The organism is Marinobacter nanhaiticus D15-8W, assembly GCF_036511935.1.
Lineage (GTDB): Bacteria > Pseudomonadota > Gammaproteobacteria > Pseudomonadales > Oleiphilaceae > Marinobacter_A > Marinobacter_A nanhaiticus.
In genome coordinates this window covers 951,021-972,230 of record NZ_AP028878.1, presented here as the reverse complement: position 1 = coordinate 972,230, position 21,210 = coordinate 951,021, and the positions used below count along the sequence as shown (strand labels likewise).

Genomic DNA, 21,210 nt, shown 5'->3' with positions numbered 1-21,210 from the left:
GCGATGGATGAATTACCAGAAGAGGAGCAGCCGGGCGTACCTGCGTGGGTCGTCACCTTTGCCGATCTGATGTCACTACTGATGTGCTTCTTTGTCTTGCTGCTGTCGTTTGCAGAGATCGACGCCAACAAATTCAAGCAAATTGCCGATGAGCTATCCAAAGCATTCGGTGTGCAACGAGATGTACCGGCTCTGGAAATCCCTATGGGGACGTCGCCTGTCTTCGATCACTTCTCCGCCGCAAAACCTGAGCCCACTGTTATCAACGAGGTGCGTCAGGAAACAAGTCGGGAAGAGCCGGTTCTGGAGACCAACACCACGCAGTCGGAGATCGAAACGCAGTTAACAGAAGCTCGCGAACAGGAAGCCCAACGCCATTTAGAAACGCTGGAGAAGGTGCTTCAGGAAGAACTTGAAACCGGTAAGCTGGATCTGCGTAAGGATAGTGATCGGATTGTGATCCGCATCGAGGAGAAGGGTTCCTTCCCATCGGGTTCTGCCACGCTCACCTATGCCTTCGAAGACATGCTCTACCGTATGGCCGAGGTACTGAAAAACATCCCTGGCGATCTCACTATCGAGGGGCATACGGACGACATACCCATCCGTAGTTCCCGCTACGATTCCAACTGGAACCTTTCAGCCGACCGTGCCGCGGCGGTTGCCAACGTCCTGATCGAAGGCGGCGGCATCGATCCCAAGCGGGTCAGGGTCCAGGGCTTTGCAGCCACACAACCACGAGTATCGAACGACACGCCTGCAAACCGCGCGCTCAACCGTCGCGTAGAAATTATTGTCGACCTGTCCGAATCCCATGCAGAGACTCGTGTGCGTCTTCAGGATTTGATGGAACAAACTGGCGGAGGGATAAGCCCAACGCTCGAAGACGCGCCTTCGCCCTCCGATTCTCTGGATTGGTAGTCAGTCAGCTTTACCCAGATTGTGTCCCCGACGGTTAACGTCAAGCCATAATACTTCTTGGCATCCGTCGTCACGCTGTATACTGGTGGGTTTCGGGCATGACGACCTGCCCCATACCATTTCCTGCTTGAGGAGTGTCATGGATTCTATCCAGATCAAAGGCGCACGCACTCACAACCTGAAAAACATCGATCTCGACATCCCGCGTGACAAACTGATCGTGATCACCGGGTTGTCCGGCTCAGGCAAGTCCTCACTTGCGTTCGACACCCTCTACGCTGAGGGACAGCGCCGCTATGTGGAGTCACTGTCGACCTACGCCCGTCAGTTCCTGTCGATGATGGAAAAGCCGGATGTAGATCATATCGAAGGCCTGTCGCCGGCGATTTCTATCGAACAGAAGTCGACATCCCACAACCCCCGCTCCACCGTCGGGACGATTACCGAAATCTACGATTACCTGCGTCTGCTGTTTGCCCGTGCCGGCGAACCTCGCTGCCCCGATCATGATCAGCCGTTGGTCGCACAGACTGTCAGCCAGATGGTGGACCAAGTGCTGGCCATGCCGGAAGACAGCAAACTGATGATCCTGGCGCCGGTCATCCGTGATCGAAAAGGCGAGCACCTTCAGATTTTCGACAATATGCGCGCCCAGGGCTTTATCCGCCTGCGCGTCGATGGCCGGGTCTACGACATCGATGATCTGCCGGACCTGGACAAGAAGAAAAAGCACACCATTGACGTGGTCGTGGATCGTTTCAAGGTCAAACCGGGGCTGGAGCAACGGCTGGCTGAAAGTTTCGAGACAGCACTGGATCTGGCCAGCGGTATCGCGCTGGTTGCACCCATGGATAACGATGGCGAAGAGCATACCTTTTCCGCACTCTATGCCTGCACCCAGTGTGGCTATTCCCTCAGCGAACTTGAGCCGCGCCTGTTCTCCTTCAACAACCCCGCCGGCGCCTGCCCGACGTGTGACGGCCTCGGGGTTAAACAATTCTTCGATCCGGAGAAGATCGTCCAGCATCCGGAAGCAACCCTGGCCCAGGGGGCCATTCGCGGGTGGGACCGGCGTGCGGTCTATTACTTCCAGTTGCTGAACAGCGTTGCGGAACACTATGGCGTCGATATGGACACGCCTTTTGTCGACCTGCCGGCAGATTTTCGTGACGTGATCCTCCACGGCTCCGGTAAGGAGGACATCAGCTTCAAGTACGTCAATTCCCGCGGCCACATCATGGAAAAGGCGCACCCCTTCGAGGGCGTGCTGCCAAACCTCGAACGCCGTTATCGGGAAACCGAATCCCAGAGTATGCGCGAAGAACTGGCAAGACACCTGAGCCAGCAGCCCTGTAAGGATTGTGGTGGTTCACGGCTGCGCCGCAGTGCGCGCCACGTGTTTATCGATAACCACAACCTGCCGACGATTACCCATTTGCCTGTTGGCGAGGCCCACGACTATTTCGAACACCTTGAGCTGCCGGGCCAACGTGGCGAGATCGCTGAGAAGATCATGAAGGAAATCCGGCAGCGGCTGCATTTCCTGGTCAACGTCGGCCTGGAATACCTGACGCTTGAGCGTAGTGCCGATACGCTGTCAGGCGGCGAGGCCCAAAGGATCCGCCTGGCCAGCCAGATCGGCGCCGGGCTGGTGGGCGTCATGTATATCCTCGACGAGCCGTCCATCGGTCTGCACCAGCGCGACAATGATCGCCTGCTAGCGACCCTGACCCACCTACGCAATCTGGGCAATACGGTTATTGTTGTAGAACACGACGAAGATGCCATCCGCGCGGCCGACTATGTTATCGATATCGGCCCGGGCGCCGGTGTCCATGGCGGCCGAGTGATTGCCGAAGGGCCGCCCGAAGATATCATTGCGAACGATCGATCGCTCACCGGTCAGTATCTCAGCGGCGCCAAGGAAATTGCGGTCCCCACGAAACGCAAGGAAGGCAGCGGCAAATTCCTTAAGTTGAAAGGCGCCAGCGGGAACAACCTGAAATCGGCAAACCTTTCGATTCCATTGGGCGTTATGACCTGCGTGACTGGCGTATCCGGTTCCGGCAAGTCCACGCTGATCAACAGCACACTTTATCCGGTTGCTGCCAGCCGCCTGAACAAGGCGACCACCCTCTCGCACTCACCTTACGAGAAGCTTGAAGGACTTGAGCACCTGGACAAAGTCATTGATATCGATCAGAGCCCGATTGGACGCACACCCCGCTCGAACCCGGCAACCTATACCGGTCTGTTCACGCCTATCCGTGAACTTTTCGCCGGCACCCAGGAGGCTCGTTCACGGGGTTACAAGCCCGGCCGTTTCTCATTCAACGTCAAAGGCGGGCGATGTGAGGCCTGTCAGGGCGATGGCGTGATCAAGGTGGAGATGCACTTCTTGCCGGATATCTATGTGCCCTGCGACGTGTGCAAGGGCAAGCGGTATAACCGGGAGACACTGGAGGTTCACTACAAGGGCAAGAATATCCACGAAGTACTGGAGATGACCGTGGAAGAGGCTCGGGAATTCTTCGACTCGGTGCCCTTCCTGGCCCGCAAACTCCAGACGTTAATCGACGTCGGCCTTTCCTACGTACGCCTGGGGCAATCCGCGGTAACGCTTTCGGGCGGCGAGGCCCAGCGGGTCAAGCTCGCCCGGGAGCTTTCGAAACGTGATACCGGTAAAACGCTGTATATCCTCGACGAACCGACGACCGGCCTGCATTTCTACGACATCCAGCAGTTGCTGAACGTTCTCCAGCGCCTTCGCGAGCACGGCAATACCATCATCGTTATTGAGCACAACCTGGATGTCATCAAGACGGCGGACTGGATTGTCGACTTGGGGCCAGAAGGCGGCAGTGGCGGCGGTGAGATCATCGCCGAGGGCACTCCCGAAGAGGTCGCCAGCATTGAGCGCTCCCATACCGGACGCTATCTCAAACCCTTGCTCAAGCGCGCCCGAAGCGGCAAGAACGAGAAATCCAAAGTGGAAACGGAAGCCGGCTAGTTCGGCTCCCCCTTGCCTGGCCGGTACCAGGCAAATAGACAGACATAAAAAAACCGGAGCCTGGCTCCGGTTTTTTTTGACCACGATGAAGAACTTACTCTTCGTCGTCGTCCACTTCTTCAGCTTCGATATCCAACGGACGACCTACCAGCTCTACAAAAGCCATGGGCGCGTTGTCGCCGGCACGGAAACCGCACTTCAGGATGCGCAGGTATCCACCCGGACGATCGGTATAACGCGGGCCCAGCTCGTCAAACAGCTTGGCAACGGCCGCATCGTCACGCAGGCGAGAGAACGCCAGACGACGATTGGCTACCGAATCATTTTTGGACAGTGTGATCAAAGGCTCTGCCACACGGCGAAGCTCTTTCGCTTTGGGCAGGGTGGTTTTGATCAACTCGTGCTCAACCAGCGACGCAGTCATGTTGCGGAACATGGCCTTGCGATGCGCGCTGGTCCTGCTGAACTTACGACCACTCTTACGATGACGCATTGCTCTGATTCCTTACCTTAAACTACCAATACGGCGATCAACCGCCCAGAACCCGGTCATCGCCACGAAGGCTTGCCGGCGGCCAGTTGTCGAGTCGCATACCCAGGGACAGACCACGAGAGGCCAGCACGTCCTTAATTTCGGTTAGCGACTTCTTACCCAGGTTAGGCGTCTTCAGCAGCTCAACTTCAGTCCGCTGAATTAGATCGCCGATGTAGTAAATGTTTTCAGCTTTCAGGCAGTTCGCTGAACGCACAGTCAACTCCAGATCATCAACCGGACGCAGCAGGATAGGATCGACTTCTTCCTCTTCCTCTACGCGCTCCGGCTCCTTCTCATGATCGAAGTCAACGAACACAGCCAATTGCTGCTGGAGGATGGTCGCGGCACGACGGATCGCCTCTTCCGGGTCGATCGTACCGTTGGTCTCCAGATCAATAACCAGCTTATCCAGATCCGTACGTTGCTCGACACGCGCATTCTCTACAGCGTAGGAAACGCGGCGAACCGGGCTGTACGTGGCGTCCAGCTGAAGGCGTCCGATGGCACGGGTCTCGTCGTCGTCAAGACCACGCTGGTCAGCAGCTTCGTAGCCACGGCCACGCGCTATTTTCAAGCGCATGTTCAGCTCACCCTTTTCACTCAGGTGACAGATCACGTGGTCGGGATTGGTGATCTCGACATCGTGATCAAGCTGAATATCAGCCGCGGTTACAACACCCGGACCTTTCTTGCTGACAGACAGTTCCGCTTCATCGCGGCTGCCCATCTTGACGGCAACGCCCTTGAGATTCAGCAGAATCTCGATGACGTCTTCCTGGACACCCTCAATCGCACTGTACTCATGCAGCACACCGTCGATCTGCGCTTCGGTAATGGCGCAGCCCGGCATGGAAGACAAGAGTATCCGGCGAAGTGCACTACCCAGAGTGTGACCGAAGCCCCTTTCCAGGGGCTCCAGCGTAACCTTGGCGTGCGTCTTGCCCAATTCTTTTACGTCGATGGTACGAGGTGTCAATAACTCATGTACTGAACGCTGCATAGACGCCCCTATCTGCTCTCGTTGCTAACTCAGGCCTTACTTGGAGTAAAGCTCGACGATGAGGTTCTCGTTGATGTCGGCCGGCAGTTCAGTCCGCTCAGGGATTGACCTGTAAACGCCGGACATCTTGTTGGCGTCGACCTCTACCCAGCTCACAGGGGCGCGATTGCCCGCGAGATCCAGGGCGCCTTTTACGCGCAACTGGTTCTTCGCCTTCTCGCGAACGCTGACCACGTCACCCGGCTTGACCTGATAGGACGGAACGTTCACGACGCTATCATTCACCAGAATGGCCTTGTGAGAGACAAGCTGACGTGCTTCTGCACGGGTCGAACCAAAACCCATGCGGTAAACGACATTGTCCAGACGACCTTCCAGAAGCTGCAGCAGGTTCTCACCTGTCGCGCCCTTGATGCGGGCTGCTTCCTTGTAGTAGTTCCGGAACTGTTTCTCGAGTACGCCGTAGATACGACGAACTTTTTGCTTTTCGCGGAGCTGTACGCCGTACTCAGACAAACGACCGCGGCGCGCACCGTGCATACCCGGAGGGGTTTCGATGTTGCACTTTGAATCGAGTGCGCGAACGCCGCTCTTCAGAAAAAGGTCTGTCCCTTCACGACGAGACAGCTTACATTTTGGACCTATGTAACGTGCCATACTTCACTGTCTCCTGTCTTACACGCGGCGCTTCTTGGGCGGACGGCAGCCGTTGTGCGGAATCGGCGTGACATCAGTGATGTTGGTAATCTTGTACCCGCAGCCATTCAGCGCGCGTACAGCGGATTCACGTCCGGGCCCAGGACCCTTAACCTCTACATCCAGGTTTTTAAGGCCGTATTCAGCAGCCGCGTTACCGGCTCTTTCAGCTGCTACCTGCGCAGCAAAAGGTGTGCTCTTGCGTGACCCACGGAAGCCGGAACCACCAGAAGTGGCCCAGGACAGGACATTGCCCTGACGATCAGAAATGGTCACGATCGTGTTGTTGAAGGACGCGTGGATGTGCGCGACGCCATCAACAACCGTCTTTTTCACCTTTTTACGGGTACGTGTACCTGGCTTTGCCATGTTTGCCTACCTGTTACTTGCGAATCGGTTTGCGAGGACCTTTGCGGGTGCGAGCGTTGGTCTTGGTGCGCTGGCCACGGACGGGAAGTCCATGACGATGACGCAGACCACGGAAGCAGCCCAGATCCTTCAAACGCTTAATGTTCATCTGAACTTCACGACGCAGATCACCTTCAACAGTCAGCTTGCCCACTTCGGTACGAAGCGCTTCAACCTGATCGTCGCTAAGGTCCTTGACCTTGGCGTCCGGCTTGATGCCGGCTGCATCGCAAAGCTTCTGTGCTGCAGTCTTACCAACTCCAAAGATGTAAGTCAGTGAGATAACAGCATGTTTGTTATCGGGTATATTGACACCGGCTATACGTGCCATCCAAATTACTCCGCGTTCAAAGCTTTGCTGTGTGAATTTTCCGCCACAAAAAGGGCGCGAAATGATAGCCCTTGATCGATTAAAGATCAAGCACCATCATTTCGCCCCTTTGCGTTCCAGAATGATATCGCTTGGATATCAGCCCTGACGCTGCTTGTGACGAGGTTCCGTGCAGATGACTCGAACCGAGCCATTGCGACGAATGACTTTGCAGTTACGGCAAATTTTCTTTACCGAAGCGCGTACTTTCATTGTCGACTCCAGTGTTACCGGGGGACTGACTCAGTCAGCCCCGACCATAGCCCTTGAGATTGGACTTTTTCATCAGCGACTCATACTGATGGGACATCAGATGAGACTGAACCTGTGCCATGAAATCCATCACGACCACAACTACAATCAGCAGTGAAGTTCCACCCAGATAGAACGGAACGTTACCCGCCACCATCAGGAATTGCGGGAACAGCGACACTGCCGTGATGTACAGGGCACCAAACAACGTCAGACGAGTCAGTACACCATCAATATACTTCGCAGTCTGCTCACCCGGACGAATTCCCGGTATGAATGCGCCTGAACGCTTGAGGTTGTCTGCAACTTCGCGCGGATTGTACATCAGCGCTGTATAGAAGAAGCAAAAGAAGATCACCGCCGCCGCGAACAGGATGATGTACAGCGGCTGGCTCGGCGCCAACGCCTGCGACAGACTACCCAGCCACTCCATGCCTTCGCCCTGACCGAACCACTGACCCAGCGACGCTGGGAACAGCAGGATAGAAGAAGCGAAGATCGGCGGGATAACACCGGCCATGTTGACCTTGAGCGGCAGATGGCTGGACTGCTGGGCAAACACCCGGCGGCCCTGCTGACGCTTGGCGTAGTTGATCGTCAGACGACGCTGCCCACGCTCCATGAAGACCACGAAGCCTACAACAGCAATGGCCAGCACAGCGATGCCGAGCACCACCAGGAGGCTCATCTCACCACTACGAGCCTGCTCAAGGGTCTGTCCGATGGCACCAGGCAGACCAGCGACGATCCCGGCAAAGATCAAGAGGGAGATACCGTTACCGATACCGCGCTCGGTGATCTGCTCGCCCAGCCACATCATGAACACCGCACCACTGACAAACGACACCACAGCCACAAAGTGGAAACTGAAACTGTCGTTGAACGTAACGCCCTGGGAGGCCAGACCCACGGAAATACCGAGACCCTGAACCAGGGCAAGCAATACGGTGCCGTAGCGCGTGTACTGACTGATCTTGCGACGACCAGCTTCGCCCTCTTTCTTCAGCTGCTCAAGCTGCGGACTGACCGCAGTCATGAGCTGCATGATAATTGAGGCCGAAATGTAAGGCATGATGCCCAGCGCGAAGATACTCATCCGCTCGAGGGCACCACCAGAGAACATGTTAAACAGGCCCAGGATGGTCCCCTGGTTCTGATCAAACAAGGCTGCCAAGCGATCAGGATTAATACCCGGTACCGGAATATGGGCACCGATGCGGTACACCAGAAGCGCCAGGAATACGAACCAGAGCCGCGAACGCAGCTCTGCAAATCCTTTCCCGACTCCCGCCGGCATTGATGCTGTCTTGGCCATTATGTCCCCGACTCGCCTTAGTCTTCGATTTTTCCGCCTGCAGCCGTGATGGCTTCACGCGCGCCTTTGGTGACCTTCAGACCCTTGACCGTAACCGGACGGGTCAGCTCACCGGAAAGAATGACTTTCGCCGCACGAATCTCTTCGCGGATGATGTCCGCCTTCTTCAGCGCTTCCAGGTCGGCCACGTCGCCATCGACCTTCGCCAGCTCGTTGAGGCGGATTTCCGCCTCGAAACGGGCTTGGCGAGAGGTAAAGCCGAACTTCGGCAGACGGCGAGCCAGTGGCTGCTGACCGCCTTCAAAGCCCGGCGCTACGCTACCGCCTGAACGTGATTTCAGACCTTTATGACCACGGCCGCCGGTTTTACCGAGACCGCTACCGATACCGCGACCAACCCGCTTCGCGGATGGACGTGAACCGGGTTCCGGACTAAGTTCGTTAAGACGCATCTTAGTTATCCTCCACCCGAACCATGTAATTAATACGGTTCACCATACCGCGCGTGGAAGGGGTATCTTCCAGCTCGACGGTATGACCGATCTTACGTAGACCCAGGCCCTTGACGCACTCTTTGTGCTTGGGCTGACAGCCGATCGGGCTGCGGGTCAGTGTGACTTTCATTGTCTTGTTCGCCATGACTTCAACCCAGAATATCTTCCACGGTCTTGCCGCGCTTGGCTGCAACATCTTCAGGCGCTTTCATGGCCTGGAGACCCTTGATAGTGGAACGGACCACGTTGACCGGATTGGTCGAGCCGTAACACTTGGACAGGACGTTCTGAACACCGGCAACTTCGAGCACCGCGCGCATCGCACCACCGGCGATGATACCGGTACCTTCGGACGCCGGTTGCATGTACACCTTGGATCCGCCGTGAGTAGCGCGAACCGGGTACTGCAAGGTGTTCCCCTTCAGCGGTACGTCAACCATGTTCTTACGTGCTGCTTCCATCGCTTTCTGGATCGCAACCGGCACTTCACGCGCCTTGCCACGACCGAAGCCTACACGACCCTTACCATCACCAACCACAGTCAGCGCAGTGAAGGCAAAAATACGACCGCCTTTCACTACTTTCGCGACGCGGTTGACCTGAACCAGCTTTTCCTGGAGCTCAGGCGCTTTCTGATCATTCACGCTCATCTTCTCCACCTCTTAGAATTGCAGGCCAGCTTCACGCGCCGCATCGGCCAACGCCTGAATGCGACCATGATAGCGATAGCCGGAACGGTCGAATGCAACCTGCTCAATACCGGCTGCCTTGGCACGCTCAGCAATGAGCTGACCGACTTTCTTGGCAGCTTCCACGTTGCCGGTCGCACCCTGGCGCAATTCCTTGTCCAGCGTGGAGGCAGAAGCCAGAACCTTACTGCCGTCTGCAGTCGTAACCTGAGCGTACATATGCCGCGGCGTACGATGTACACAGAGACGATTGGCGCCCAGCTCACGGATCTTCATGCGCACTTTACGTGCGCGACGCAATCTTTCGTTATTCGCGCTCATAGTCCCGCCTTATTTCTTCTTGGCTTCTTTACGTCTGACCAGCTCATCCGCGTAACGAACACCCTTACCCTTATAGGGCTCGGGCGGACGGTAAGCGCGGATTTCAGCTGCGACTTGGCCAACCTGTTGCTTATCGATACCCCGAATCACGACTTCGGTCTGAGACGGTGTTTCAGCCGTGATACCTTCGGGCAGCTCGTACTCAACCGGGTGAGAGAAACCCAGAGTCAGATTGAGCTTTTTACCCTGCGCCTGGGCACGGTAGCCGACGCCTACCAGCTGGAGCTTACGCTCGAAGCCAGCGCTTACGCCGGTCACCATGTTGTTGACCAGTGCACGGGTGGTACCGGCAAGGGCACGAGACTGTTTTGCGCCATCACGAGCGGCAAACCGCAGGACATTCTCTTCCTGCTTTACCTCGACCGCGTCGTGGATGGTGAACTGAAGCGCTCCCTTGGAGCCCTTCACATTGATTTCCTGTCCGCTCAGCTTAACCTCAACACCGGAAGGCAGCACGACAGGATTATTGGCAACCCTGGACATGTGTAACTCCTAAAATACGGTGCAGATGACTTCGCCACCCACGCCGGCTTGACGCGCGGCGCGATCGGTCATGACGCCCCTGGACGTCGACACGATGGCAATACCCAGACCGCCGGCAACCTTCGGCAGTTCCCCAGCGCCTTTGTATTGGCGCAGACTCGGACGGCTGACCCGCTTGATAGACTCGATAACCGGCTTGCCCTCGAAATACTTGAGGGTAACGGTCAGCTCGGGCTTGGCGTCAGCTGAGACGGAAAAGTCCTGCACGTAGCCTTCGTCCTTGAGGACCTGGGCTACCGAGACCTTCATCTTTGAAGACGGCATCGTTACGTCTGCTTTGGATGCCATCTGTGCGTTGCGGATGCGAGTAATCATATCCGCAAGCGTGTCTTGCATACTCATTGGTATGAGGCTCCTGATCTTTTCAGTTGTGCAGCGGCTTGCCGCACCGCTTACCAACAGGCACCGAAGTGCCTACCTGCTTACCAGCTGGACTTGGTCAGTCCCGGTACGTCACCGCGCATGCCGGCTTCACGAAGTTTGATACGTGAAAGCTGGAATTTACGCAGAACGCCGTGGGGGCGACCGGTGAGCTGGCAGCGGTTACGAAGACGTGACGGGCTTGCATCACGGGGAAGCTGCTGCAGTTTGATCTGAGCATCCCAACGGTCTTCGTCGCTGGTGTTCGGGTTCTTGATAATCGCCTTGAGCTCAGCGCGCTTCGCCGCGTATTTCTCGACGGTTTGCTGACGCTTCAGCTCACGGTTTTTCATCGATACCTTAGCCATAACGCTCGTTCCTTATTTCTTGAACGGAAAGCCAAAAGCTTTCAGCAATTCACGGCCTTCTTCATCGGTACCCGCCGAGGTGGTGATAGTGATATCCAGCCCGCGAATCTTATCGACCTTGTCGTACTCGATTTCGGGGAAGATGATCTGCTCACGCACGCCCATGCTGTAGTTACCACGGCCATCAAAAGACTTCGGATTCAGGCCACGGAAGTCGCGTACACGGGGAATCGCGATGTGAACCAGACGATCGAAGAAGTCCCACATACGCTCGCCGCGCAGGGTCACCTTACAGCCGATCGGCCAGCCTTCACGAATCTTGAAGCCCGCGACGGATTTGCGTGCCTTGGTAACAACCGGCTTCTGACCGGACAGACGCTCGAGATCCGCAACCGCGTTCTCGATCAGCTTCTTGTCACCAACCGCTTCGCCGACACCCATGTTCAGGGTGATTTTTTCGATACGCGGCACCTGCATCGGGTTCACATACTTGAACTCGTTTTGCAGGGCGGGTACCACGTCCTTTTTGTACATCTCTTTCATGTTAAGCATCGTAACCACCACCGCTTACTGGTTATCGACTGCTTCTTTCGTGGACTTGAAAATCCGCATTTTGCTGCCGTCTTCCTTGTTCTGGAAGCCAACACGATCGGCTTTGCCGGTCTGCGGATTAAAAATAGCCACGTTGGAAGCCTGGATAGGTGCTTCTTTCTCGACGATGCCACCCGGCGTACCGACCATCGGGTTGGGCTTGGTGTGCTTCTTGATCATATTGATCCCGGAAACAATCACCCGGCCGTCATCCTGAACCTTCAGGACCTTGCCGCGCTTACCCTTGTCTTTTCCCGTGGTGACGATAACTTCGTCATCTCGTTTGATTTTCTTCATAACCGGCCTCTAGTCCTTACAGTACTTCGGGTGCCAGTGAAATGATCTTCATGAACTTTTCGCTACGCAGCTCACGGGTCACCGGACCAAAGATCCGGGTGCCGATAGGCGCGTCCTGGTTGTTCAGAAGTACAGCCGCGTTGCCGTCGAAACGAATCAACGAACCGTCCGGGCGACGAACACCCTTGGCGGTACGTACTACGACAGCCTTGAGGACCTGGCCCTTGCGCACTTTCCCGCGGGGAATGGCTTCCTTAACGGTCACCTTAATAATGTCTCCCACGCTGGCGTAACGCCGGTGTGAACCGCCCAGGACCTTGATGCACATCACACGACGGGCACCACTGTTGTCCGCGACCTCAAGCATTGTTTGAGTCTGAATCATGGTTGTTCTCCAGCAGAAACCACTTTGCCGTTACGACAAGACTCACCGTCCGGGCGAGTTACACCTTCGAAGCGCGTTCGACGACGTCTACCAGAGCCCAGCTCTTGGTCTTTGAGATCGGACGAGTTTCCTCGATCCGAACTGTGTCGCCGATGTTGCACTGATTGTTCTCGTCATGGGCGTGAATTTTGGTTGAGCGCTTAACGTACTTGCCGTAAAGCGGGTGTTTAACCTGGCGCTCAACCAGAACCACGATGGATTTCTCCATCTTGTTGCTCACGACCTTGCCGCTCAGGGTTCTGGCAGTCTTAGTAGCTTCAGTCATGTCACTGTCCTGCCTTTTCATTCATAACCGTTTTCACGCGAGCGATGTCGCGCTTAACCTTGCTGAGGAGGTGAGACTGATTCAGCTGACCTGTCGCCTTGCGCATGCGCAGGTTGAACTGCTCCTTCAGGAGGTCGATCAGCTCTTTGTTCAGCTCCTCGACTGACTTTTCACGCAGCTCTGTTGCTTTCATCACATCACCGTCCTCGTAACAAAGGTTGTCGCAACCGGCAGCTTCGCAGCGGCCAGAGTGAACGCTTCACGCGCGACTTCCTCGGGAACGCCTTCCATCTCGTACAACATCTTGCCGGGCTGAATCTCAGCTACCCAGTACTCGACAGAACCCTTACCTTTACCCATACGTACTTCCAGCGGCTTGCCGGTGATCGGCTTGTCCGGGAAGACCCGGATCCAGATCTTACCGCCCCGCTTGATACGACGAGTCATTGTGCGTCGTGCCGCCTCAATCTGGCGCGCAGTTATACGCCCACGGCTCGTCGCCTTCAATCCGTACTCACCGAAGCTCACCTTGTTGCCGCGGTGCGCCAGGCCGGTGTTACGGCCTTTCATTACCTTGCGAAATTTGGTGCGTTTTGGCTGCAGCATACGAGTGCCCCTTTACTTAGAACCTTTCTTGCGAGAGGCATCCTTCTCAGCACGGACTTGCTCCATGCCGCCAAGAATCTCGCCCTTGAAGATCCATACCTTGACGCCGATAACACCGTATGTGGTATGCGCTTCGTATGTCGCGTAATCGATATCCGCACGCAGTGTGTGCAGAGGTACACGACCTTCGCGATACCACTCGGAGCGTGCGATTTCCGCACCGCCCAGACGGCCGCCGACCTGGATCTTGATACCTTTTGCGCCCTGGCGCATCGCGTTCTGGACCGCACGCTTCATAGCGCGACGGAACATGACGCGACGCTCCAACTGGCCCGCCACATTCTGGGCAACCAGCTTGGCATCCAGATCCGGCTTACGGACCTCTTCGATGTTGATGTGCACAGGCACGCCCATCATCTCGCTGACTTCGCGACGCAGACGGTCAACATCTTCACCCTTCTTCCCGATAACGATACCGGGGCGGGCGGTATGGATCGTGATACGGGCGTTCTGAGCAGGGCGCTCGATCACAATCTTGCTTACAGACGCCTTCTCCAGACGCTTCTCGAGGAAATTACGAACCTGCAGATCGTTCAGCAGATTGTTCGCATACTCCTGTTTTTCGGCATACCAGACTGAGTTGTGCTCTTTAATCACACCCAGCCGAATACCGGTTGGATTTACCTTATGACCCATCTGAGCATCTCCTACTTGTCGGCGACCTTGACGGTGATATGACAGGTGCGCTTGAAAATGCGGTCAGCGCGCCCCTTGGCTCGAGCCTTGATTCGCTTGAGCGCCGGACCTTCGTCCACCATGATGGTGGCCACCCGCAACTCGTCAACGTCCAGACCTTCATTATGCTCAGCATTGGCAATGGCGGATTCCAAGGCTTTCTTGATAACCACCGCAGCCTTCTTCGGGCTGAAAGTCAGAATATTCAGGGCTTCCTCTACTGCCTTGCCGCGGACCTGATCTGCGACAAGACGCGCTTTCTGAGCAGAGAGGCGAGCGCCTTTGTACTTAGCCGCTACTTCCATTTCTCTATACCCTCAATCAGCGTTTAGCTTTCTTGTCGGCAGCATGACCGCGGTAAGTGCGCGTAGCAGCGAACTCACCCAGTTTGTGACCCACCATGTCTTCAGTAACATGGACCGGCACATGTTGCTTGCCGTTATGGATTGCAATGGTCAGGCCTACCATCTCCGGGAAGATTGTCGACCGGCGGGACCAGGTCTTGATCGGCCGCTTGTCGTTACCTTCCAGAGCTGCCTCAACCTTCTTCAACAGATGCAGGTCAATAAAAGGACCTTTCTTCAAAGAACGTGGCACAGCAAATACCTCTATGTAGTCGTTTACTTGGCTGAACGACGACGTACTATCATTCGGTCAGTACGCTTGTTCTTACGAGTCTTATGCCCTTTGGTCGGAACACCCCAAGGAGTAACAGGGTGACGTCCGCCAGAGGTACGCCCTTCACCACCACCATGTGGGTGGTCAACTGGGTTCATAGCAACACCACGTACTGTTGGGCGTTTGCCGCGCCAACGTGATGCACCCGCTTTACCAAGCTGCTTGAGGCTGTGCTCGCTGTTGGACACTTCACCCAACGTTGCGCGACATTCCACAAGCACCTTACGCATTTCACCTGAACGAAGGCGCAGTGTTGCGTATGCACCTTCACGGGCAACCAGCTGTACGGATGCACCCGCACTGCGAGCCAGCTGAGCACCCTTTCCAGGCTTGAGTTCGACGCAGTGGACGACGGAACCAACCGGAATATTCCGGAGCGGCAGCGTGCTACCCACCTTAATCGGCGCGTCGATACCGGAACGCACCTCATCACCAGCCGAAACGCCTTTGGGAGCGACAATGTAACGACGCTCGCCATCGGCATACTTCAGCAGCGCGATGTGCGCAGAGCGGTTCGGATCGTATTCCAGGCGTTCTACGACAGCCGGGATACCATCTTTGGTCCGCTTGAAGTCAATCAGACGGTAGTGACGCTTGTGACCACCACCGACGTGACGCGTTGTGATCCGACCGAAGTGGTTACGACCACCGGTGCGGCTCAATGATTCAACCAACGGCTCGAAAGGCTTGCCTTTGTGCAGGTCAGGATTGTAAGTCTTTACAACGTGACGGCGGCCGGGCGATGTTGGCTTGGTTTTGACGATCGGCATTTTACGACCCCTTTACCTTATTCCACATCCACAAAGTCGATTTCCTGACCTTCAGCAAGACGAACGTAAGCTTTGCGAAGATCGTCGCGCTTACCGAAGCCACGAACCGTGCGCTTCAACTTACCCTTGCGATTCAGGATCTGAACACCTTCGACTTTGACGTTGAACAGTTGCTCAACAGCGCGTTTAACCTCCGGCTTCGTCGCGTCAGCAGCGACTCGAAACACGACCTGGTTGCTTTCTGCGACCAAGGAGGCCTTTTCGGAAACATGTGGTCCCAACAGGACCTTATAAATACGCTCCTGATTCATCCCAGCATCTCCTCAATCTTCTTCAGAGCCGGCACGGTAACCACAACGTTTTCATAAGCAACCAGACTCACCGGATCCAGACCCGCAACATCACGCACGTCGACATGGGGAATGTTACGCGATGCCAGGTGCAGGTTCTGCTCAACGCTGTCCGCCAGAATCAGTGCGCTCGACACGCCCAGATCCTTAAGCTTGGCGTTGAACGCCTTGGTCTTGGGGGAATCAACGCTGACGTCGTCCACCACGACCAGACGCTCCTGACGCACCAGCTCGGAAAAAATAGAGCGCAGCGCGGCACGGTACATCTTGCGGTTGACTTTCTGGGAGTGATCCTGCGGCTTAGCTGCGAAGGTCACACCACCAGTACGCCAGATCGGGCTACGAATAGTACCCGCACGAGCACGGCCGGTACCCTTCTGGCGCCACGGCTTTTTGCCACCGCCGCTAACCTCGGAGCGCGTCTTCTGGGCACGAGTACCCTGACGAGCGCCAGCCATGTAAGCCGTAACGACCTGGTGAACCAGCGACTCGTTGAAATCTTTCGCGAATGCAGCGTCGGAAACAGAAACGCCTTCGCCGCTACCAGTAATTTTCAGTTCCATCGCATCGCTCCTCAGGCTTTAACTGCAGGCTTGATGACAACGTTGCCGCCAGTAGCGCCGGGAACGGCACCCTTCACGAGCAGCAGGTTGCGCTCAGCATCGACGCGGACCACTTCCAGGTTCTGAACGGTGACCCGCTCATTACCCATCTGGCCAGCCATCTTCTTGCCTTTGAAAACTTTACCCGGAGTCTGGTTCTGACCAATCGAACCCGGAGCGCGATGAGAAAGGGAGTTACCGTGAGTAGCGTCCTGGGTTGCAAAATTCCAGCGCTTAACGGTACCGGCGAAGCCTTTACCCTTGGAAGTTGCGGTTGCGTCTACCATCTGGCCAGCCTCAAAAATGGAGGCCACGATCTCGCCACCAGCCTGGAGCTCTTCACCTTCGCCGTCACCAAGGCGGAATTCCCATACGCCACGACCGGCTTCTACGCCCGCCTTGGCAAAATGGCCTGACTCACTCTTGGTCACACGGGAGGCGCGACGCTTACCCACAGTCACCTGGACCGCGCGGTAGCCATCGGTTTCGAGCGTCTTGAGCTGAGTGATGCGGTTGGCTTCAACCTCAATCACTGTTACGGGCACCGCCTGCCCGTCGTCCGTAAAAATACGGGTCATACCGGCCTTACGACCGACAACACCAATTGCCATGTTTCACCTCTTAAGTGTACGGGGCTCTCACCCTCTATGGCCTTATGACAGTTACACAAGCCAACGCATTGCGCGTTAGCCGAGGCTGATCTGAACGTCTACACCTGCTGCCAGATCAAGCTTCATCAATGCATCTACTGTCTTCTCCGTCGGCTCAACGATGTCGAGCAGACGCTTGTGCGTACGAATTTCATACTGATCGCGCGCGTCTTTATTGACGTGCGGGGAGATCAATACGGTGTACTTTTCCTTGCGCGTCGGCAGAGGAATTGGGCCACGCACCTGAGCGCCGGTCCGCTTAGCGGTATCGACAATCTCCTGCGTGGACTGGTCGATCAGGCGATAATCAAACGCCTTCAACCGGATTCTGATCTTTTGGCTTTGCATGTTGCACCAAACTCCACTCGTAGCAGCTACTGTTAGCCGACCTTAAAAAAAGGAGCCGCATTGTATGCAGAACACTCAACTCTGTCAAGCAGGTGCGCATACGGACTTTTTCGGGCCAGCAACTATTCGCCTTTCATAGAAAAAGGGGCTGCACGAGGCAGCCCCTTTTCTCCAGGGATCTATCGATTACTCGATGATCTTGGCAACAACACCTGCGCCAACAGTCCGGCCGCCTTCGCGAATCGCAAAGCGCAGACCTTCTTCCATGGCGATCGGCGCGATCAGCGTGGCAACCAGCTTCACGTTGTCGCCCGGCATGACCATCTCAACGCCTTCCGGCAGTTCACAAGCACCGGTCACGTCCGTGGTACGGAAGTAGAACTGCGGACGGTAGCCCTTGAAGAACGGAGTATGACGACCACCTTCTTCCTTGCTCAGAACGTAGACTTCAGACTCGAACTTGGTGTGCGGCTTGATGGAGCCCGGCACACACAGAACCTGACCACGCTCAACGTCGTCACGCTTGGTGCCACGCAGCAGCACACCCACGTTCTCACCCGCACGACCTTCGTCCAGCAGCTTGCGGAACATCTCAACACCGGTACAGGTGGTCTTGGTGGTATCGCGGATACCCACGATCTCAACCTCGTCACCCACCTTGATGATGCCACGCTCAACACGACCGGTCACAACGGTACCGCGACCAGAGATCGAGAACACGTCCTCGATCGGCATCAGGAACGGCTGATCGATCGCACGCTCCGGCTCAGGGATGTACTCGTCCAGGGCTTCTACCAGCTTCTTCACAGCGGTAGTACCCATTTCATTGTCATCCTTGCCTTCCAGCGCCATCAGCGCAGAACCGGTGATGATCGGCGTATCGTCGCCCGGGAAGTCGTACTGGCTCAGCAGGTCACGCACTTCCATCTCGACCAGCTCCAGCAGCTCCTCGTCATCGACCATGTCAGCCTTGTTCAGGAACACGACGATGAAGGGAACACCAACCTGACGGGACAGCAGGATGTGCTCACGCGTCTGCGGCATCGGGCCGTCAGCTGCGGAACACACCAGGATCGCGCCGTCCATCTGCGCCGCACCGGTGATCATGTTCTTTACGTAGTCGGCGTGACCCGGGCAGTCAACGTGTGCGTAGTGACGCGTCGGAGAATCGTACTCAACGTGAGAGGTCGCGATGGTGATACCACGCGCACGCTCTTCCGGAGCATTGTCGATCTGGTCGAACGCACGGGACTCACCGGTACCCCATACTTCGTGACATACGCGGGTCAGCGCCGCGGTCAGCGTGGTCTTGCCGTGGTCAACGTGGCCAATCGTGCCCACGTTTACGTGCGGTTTGTTACGCTCAAATTTAGCTTTAGACACGGTTACACCTCTTCCTGTTTCTTAAGTCCGGGTATCAACCCTTTTTAATGATCGCTTCGGCAATGTTCGAGGGAGCCTCTGCATAGCGCGAGAACTCCATCGCGTAGGACGCACGACCCTGCGTTGCAGAACGCAGATCGGTGGCGTAACCGAACATCTCCGACAACGGAACCTCAGCACGGATGATCTTGCCCGAAGGGCCATCTTCCATACCCTGAACGAGACCACGACGACGGTTCAGGTCACCAACTACGTCACCCATGTAATCTTCCGGGGTAACGACTTCAACCTTCATCATCGGCTCGAGCAGCGCCGGACTTGCCTGCTCAGCGGCCTTTTTCAGCGCCATGGAGCCGGCAATCTTGAACGCCATCTCGTTCGAGTCAACATCGTGGTAGGAACCATCATGCAGCGTTGCCTTGATACCCAGCAGCGGATACCCAGCGATGATACCGTTCTGCATCTGCTCCTCGATGCCCTGGGAAACCGCCGGGATGTATTCCTTCGGAACCACACCACCCACGATCTCATTCACGAAGATAAAGTTTTCTGCATCTTCGTCGTCCAGCGGGATCGGCTCGAACTTCACGTGAACGTGACCGTACTGACCACGACCACCAGACTGACGGACGAACTTACCTTCGACATCTACTGCCTTGCGGATGCACTCACGGTAGGCCACCTGAGGCTTACCGATGTTCGCCTCTACCTTGAACTCGCGACGCATGCGGTCAACGATGATGTCCAGGTGAAGCTCACCCATACCAGAAATAATAGTCTGGCCGGATTCCTCGTCGGTACGGACACGGAAAGAAGGATCTTCCTGGGCCAACTTACCCAGTGCAACGCCCATCTTCTCCTGATCCGCCTTGGACTTCGGTTCGACAGCTACGGAGATAACCGGCTCCGGGAACTCCATACGCTCCAGGACGATCTTGGCGTTCTCGGCACACAGGGTGTCACCGGTGGTCACGCTCTTCAAACCGATAGCCGCAGCAATATCGCCGGCCAACACTTCCTTGATTTCCTGACGATCCTTGGAGTGCATCTGAACCATACGGCCGACACGCTCTTTCTTCTGCTTAACAGAGTTATAGACCGCCTGGCCGGATTCCAGCTTACCGGAGTAGACACGGAAGAACGTCAGCGTACCCACGAACGGATCGGTTGCAATCTTGAACGCCAGGGCCGCGAACGGCGCTTCGTCGTCGACCGGACGCGTTTCCTCAGTGCCCTCGTCGTCAACTTCACCACGAATCGCCTTGACCTCGTCCGGCGCCGGCAGGAACTCGATCACCGAGTCCAGCACCGCCTGGACACCCTTGTTCTTGAACGCAGAACCACAGGTTGCCACAACGATTTCGTTAGCAATCGTGCGCAGACGAAGACCTTTCTTGATGTCCTCGATGGAAAGCTCACCTTCTTCCAGGTACTTCTCCATCAACTCTTCGTTAGCCTCGGCCGCTGCCTCGACCATCTGTTCGCGGTACATGGCAACTTCGTCAGCCATGTCGGCAGGCACATCTTTCTGATCATAAGTCGCACCGGAATCTTCTTCATTCCAGTAAATCGCCTTATTACGAATCAGGTCGACGATACCCTTGAATTCGTCTTCAGCACCGATCGGCAGTTGAATAGGAACAGCTGTCGCGCCCAGACGATTCTTGATCTGGTCGACGACGCGCAGGAAGTTCGCGCCGGCACGGTCCATCTTGTTGACGAACACCATGCGCGGAACTTCGTACTTGTTGGCCTGACGCCATACAGTCTCGGACTGAGGCTCAACACCTGAAGAACCACAGAAAACGACCACGGCGCCGTCCAGAACGCGCAGGGAGCGCTCTACTTCGATGGTGAAGTCAACGTGACCCGGGGTATCGATGATATTGATCCGATGCTCATCGTACTGCTGGTCCATACCGCGCCAGAAACAGGTGGTAGCAGCAGACGTGATGGTAATACCACGCTCCTGCTCCTGCTCCATCCAGTCCATGGTTGCCGCGCCATCATGAACCTCACCGATCTTGTGGGAAATACCGGTGTAAAAAAGAACACGCTCGGTCGTCGTAGTTTTGCCCGCATCAACGTGCGCACAAATCCCGATGTTGCGATAACGCTTAATTGGGGTCTTGCGTGCCACAGTAAAAA

General features: G+C 56.0%; 32 protein-coding genes. 2 read left to right on the top strand and 30 right to left on the bottom strand.

Translation table 11 applies throughout. The annotated features are described in order from the left end of the window. Window positions 1-3 precede the first annotated feature (3 nt). Window positions 4-921: a flagellar motor protein MotB gene (locus tag RE428_RS04470; protein ID WP_004580772.1), complete on the top strand. Its 918-nt coding sequence runs from the start codon at window positions 4-6 to the stop codon at window positions 919-921. 139 nt (window positions 922-1,060) lie between these two features. Beyond that, entirely contained in the window at window positions 1,061-3,931 is a 2,871-nt protein-coding gene (uvrA, locus tag RE428_RS04465; RefSeq protein ID WP_004580771.1) for an excinuclease ABC subunit UvrA, read from the top strand. Window positions 3,932-4,025: 94 nt separating this feature from the next. On the opposite strand, the gene rplQ is transcribed toward uvrA, so the two are convergent. The 30 genes from rplQ to fusA all read right to left on the bottom strand — a co-directional run bounded on the left by rplQ (window position 4,026) and on the right by fusA (window position 21,202). Continuing rightward, window positions 4,026-4,424: a 50S ribosomal protein L17 gene (gene rplQ / locus RE428_RS04460; protein WP_004580770.1), complete on the bottom strand. Its 399-nt coding sequence runs from the start codon at window positions 4,422-4,424 to the stop codon at window positions 4,026-4,028. A 37-nt stretch (window positions 4,425-4,461) separates the two neighbouring features. Then, on the bottom strand, window positions 4,462-5,466 hold the full coding sequence (locus tag RE428_RS04455) for a DNA-directed RNA polymerase subunit alpha (RefSeq protein ID WP_004580769.1): 1,005 nt from the start codon (window positions 5,464-5,466) through the stop codon (window positions 4,462-4,464). 36 nt (window positions 5,467-5,502) lie between these two features. After that, window positions 5,503-6,123, bottom strand: coding sequence for a 30S ribosomal protein S4 (rpsD, locus tag RE428_RS04450; RefSeq protein ID WP_004580768.1), 621 nt, complete (start codon window positions 6,121-6,123; stop codon window positions 5,503-5,505). A gap of 18 nt (window positions 6,124-6,141) precedes the next feature. Further along, window positions 6,142-6,531, bottom strand: coding sequence for a 30S ribosomal protein S11 (gene rpsK, locus RE428_RS04445; RefSeq protein WP_004580767.1), 390 nt, complete (start codon window positions 6,529-6,531; stop codon window positions 6,142-6,144). Window positions 6,532-6,544: 13 nt separating this feature from the next. Then, entirely contained in the window at window positions 6,545-6,901 is a 357-nt protein-coding gene (gene rpsM / locus RE428_RS04440; RefSeq protein ID WP_004580766.1) for a 30S ribosomal protein S13, read from the bottom strand. 138 nt (window positions 6,902-7,039) lie between these two features. Further along, the gene (gene rpmJ, locus RE428_RS04435; RefSeq protein ID WP_004580765.1) at window positions 7,040-7,153 is read right to left on the bottom strand and encodes a 50S ribosomal protein L36; all 114 of its coding nucleotides are present in this window, start codon (window positions 7,151-7,153) and stop codon (window positions 7,040-7,042) included. Between the two features lie 34 nt (window positions 7,154-7,187). Continuing rightward, complete coding sequence (gene secY / locus RE428_RS04430) at window positions 7,188-8,507, bottom strand: preprotein translocase subunit SecY (RefSeq protein WP_004580764.1); 1,320 nt, start codon at window positions 8,505-8,507, stop codon at window positions 7,188-7,190. 17 nt (window positions 8,508-8,524) lie between these two features. Continuing rightward, the gene (rplO, locus tag RE428_RS04425; protein ID WP_004580763.1) at window positions 8,525-8,959 is read right to left on the bottom strand and encodes a 50S ribosomal protein L15; all 435 of its coding nucleotides are present in this window, start codon (window positions 8,957-8,959) and stop codon (window positions 8,525-8,527) included. 1 nt (window position 8,960) lies between these two features. Then, entirely contained in the window at window positions 8,961-9,146 is a 186-nt protein-coding gene (gene rpmD / locus RE428_RS04420) for a 50S ribosomal protein L30 (protein WP_004580762.1), read from the bottom strand. Between the two features lie 4 nt (window positions 9,147-9,150). Next, window positions 9,151-9,651 carry a 30S ribosomal protein S5 gene (gene rpsE, locus RE428_RS04415; RefSeq protein WP_004580761.1) on the bottom strand — a complete coding sequence of 167 codons (501 nt, stop codon included), beginning with the start codon at window positions 9,649-9,651 and terminating at the stop codon, window positions 9,151-9,153. 12 nt (window positions 9,652-9,663) lie between these two features. Next, entirely contained in the window at window positions 9,664-10,011 is a 348-nt protein-coding gene (rplR, locus tag RE428_RS04410; RefSeq protein WP_004580760.1) for a 50S ribosomal protein L18, read from the bottom strand. Window positions 10,012-10,020: 9 nt separating this feature from the next. Continuing rightward, window positions 10,021-10,554 (bottom strand): 50S ribosomal protein L6, encoded by a 534-nt coding sequence (gene rplF, locus RE428_RS04405; RefSeq protein WP_004580759.1) that lies wholly within the window; start codon window positions 10,552-10,554, stop codon window positions 10,021-10,023. Window positions 10,555-10,563: 9 nt separating this feature from the next. Continuing rightward, the gene (gene rpsH, locus RE428_RS04400) at window positions 10,564-10,956 is read right to left on the bottom strand and encodes a 30S ribosomal protein S8 (protein ID WP_004580758.1); all 393 of its coding nucleotides are present in this window, start codon (window positions 10,954-10,956) and stop codon (window positions 10,564-10,566) included. An 80-nt stretch (window positions 10,957-11,036) separates the two neighbouring features. Continuing rightward, window positions 11,037-11,342 (bottom strand): 30S ribosomal protein S14, encoded by a 306-nt coding sequence (rpsN, locus tag RE428_RS04395; RefSeq protein WP_004580757.1) that lies wholly within the window; start codon window positions 11,340-11,342, stop codon window positions 11,037-11,039. A 12-nt stretch (window positions 11,343-11,354) separates the two neighbouring features. Further along, a complete protein-coding gene (gene rplE / locus RE428_RS04390) occupies window positions 11,355-11,894 on the bottom strand; it encodes a 50S ribosomal protein L5 (protein ID WP_004580756.1) in 540 nt (179 codons plus the stop codon). A 15-nt stretch (window positions 11,895-11,909) separates the two neighbouring features. Further along, window positions 11,910-12,230 (bottom strand): 50S ribosomal protein L24, encoded by a 321-nt coding sequence (rplX, locus tag RE428_RS04385; RefSeq protein ID WP_004580755.1) that lies wholly within the window; start codon window positions 12,228-12,230, stop codon window positions 11,910-11,912. A gap of 16 nt (window positions 12,231-12,246) precedes the next feature. Next, on the bottom strand, window positions 12,247-12,615 hold the full coding sequence (rplN, locus tag RE428_RS04380) for a 50S ribosomal protein L14 (protein ID WP_004580754.1): 369 nt from the start codon (window positions 12,613-12,615) through the stop codon (window positions 12,247-12,249). A 58-nt stretch (window positions 12,616-12,673) separates the two neighbouring features. After that, the gene (gene rpsQ, locus RE428_RS04375; RefSeq protein WP_004580753.1) at window positions 12,674-12,940 is read right to left on the bottom strand and encodes a 30S ribosomal protein S17; all 267 of its coding nucleotides are present in this window, start codon (window positions 12,938-12,940) and stop codon (window positions 12,674-12,676) included. Window position 12,941: 1 nt separating this feature from the next. Beyond that, a complete protein-coding gene (rpmC, locus tag RE428_RS04370; protein ID WP_004580752.1) occupies window positions 12,942-13,133 on the bottom strand; it encodes a 50S ribosomal protein L29 in 192 nt (63 codons plus the stop codon). Continuing rightward, entirely contained in the window at window positions 13,133-13,546 is a 414-nt protein-coding gene (rplP, locus tag RE428_RS04365; RefSeq protein WP_004580751.1) for a 50S ribosomal protein L16, read from the bottom strand. Before rplP ends, rpmC begins: the two co-directional genes overlap by 1 nt. A 12-nt stretch (window positions 13,547-13,558) precedes the next feature. Then, entirely contained in the window at window positions 13,559-14,242 is a 684-nt protein-coding gene (gene rpsC, locus RE428_RS04360) for a 30S ribosomal protein S3 (protein ID WP_004580750.1), read from the bottom strand. Between the two features lie 11 nt (window positions 14,243-14,253). Continuing rightward, entirely contained in the window at window positions 14,254-14,586 is a 333-nt protein-coding gene (gene rplV / locus RE428_RS04355) for a 50S ribosomal protein L22 (RefSeq protein WP_004580749.1), read from the bottom strand. A 16-nt stretch (window positions 14,587-14,602) separates the two neighbouring features. Next, window positions 14,603-14,878: a 30S ribosomal protein S19 gene (gene rpsS, locus RE428_RS04350; RefSeq protein WP_004580748.1), complete on the bottom strand. Its 276-nt coding sequence runs from the start codon at window positions 14,876-14,878 to the stop codon at window positions 14,603-14,605. Window positions 14,879-14,901: 23 nt separating this feature from the next. Further along, window positions 14,902-15,729, bottom strand: a complete 828-nt coding sequence (rplB, locus tag RE428_RS04345) for a 50S ribosomal protein L2 (RefSeq protein WP_004580747.1) — start codon at window positions 15,727-15,729, stop codon at window positions 14,902-14,904. A 17-nt stretch (window positions 15,730-15,746) separates the two neighbouring features. Beyond that, the gene (gene rplW / locus RE428_RS04340; protein ID WP_004580746.1) at window positions 15,747-16,040 is read right to left on the bottom strand and encodes a 50S ribosomal protein L23; all 294 of its coding nucleotides are present in this window, start codon (window positions 16,038-16,040) and stop codon (window positions 15,747-15,749) included. Beyond that, window positions 16,037-16,642 carry a 50S ribosomal protein L4 gene (gene rplD, locus RE428_RS04335; protein WP_004580745.1) on the bottom strand — a complete coding sequence of 202 codons (606 nt, stop codon included), beginning with the start codon at window positions 16,640-16,642 and terminating at the stop codon, window positions 16,037-16,039. Before rplD ends, rplW begins: the two co-directional genes overlap by 4 nt. A gap of 11 nt (window positions 16,643-16,653) precedes the next feature. Then, window positions 16,654-17,292 (bottom strand): 50S ribosomal protein L3, encoded by a 639-nt coding sequence (gene rplC, locus RE428_RS04330; RefSeq protein ID WP_004580744.1) that lies wholly within the window; start codon window positions 17,290-17,292, stop codon window positions 16,654-16,656. Between the two features lie 75 nt (window positions 17,293-17,367). After that, a complete protein-coding gene (rpsJ, locus tag RE428_RS04325) occupies window positions 17,368-17,679 on the bottom strand; it encodes a 30S ribosomal protein S10 (RefSeq protein WP_004580743.1) in 312 nt (103 codons plus the stop codon). Between the two features lie 186 nt (window positions 17,680-17,865). After that, window positions 17,866-19,062: an elongation factor Tu gene (tuf, locus tag RE428_RS04320; protein WP_338381167.1), complete on the bottom strand. Its 1,197-nt coding sequence runs from the start codon at window positions 19,060-19,062 to the stop codon at window positions 17,866-17,868. 34 nt (window positions 19,063-19,096) lie between these two features. After that, window positions 19,097-21,202, bottom strand: coding sequence for an elongation factor G (fusA, locus tag RE428_RS04315; protein WP_004580741.1), 2,106 nt, complete (start codon window positions 21,200-21,202; stop codon window positions 19,097-19,099). Between the last annotated feature and the right edge of the window lie 8 nt (window positions 21,203-21,210).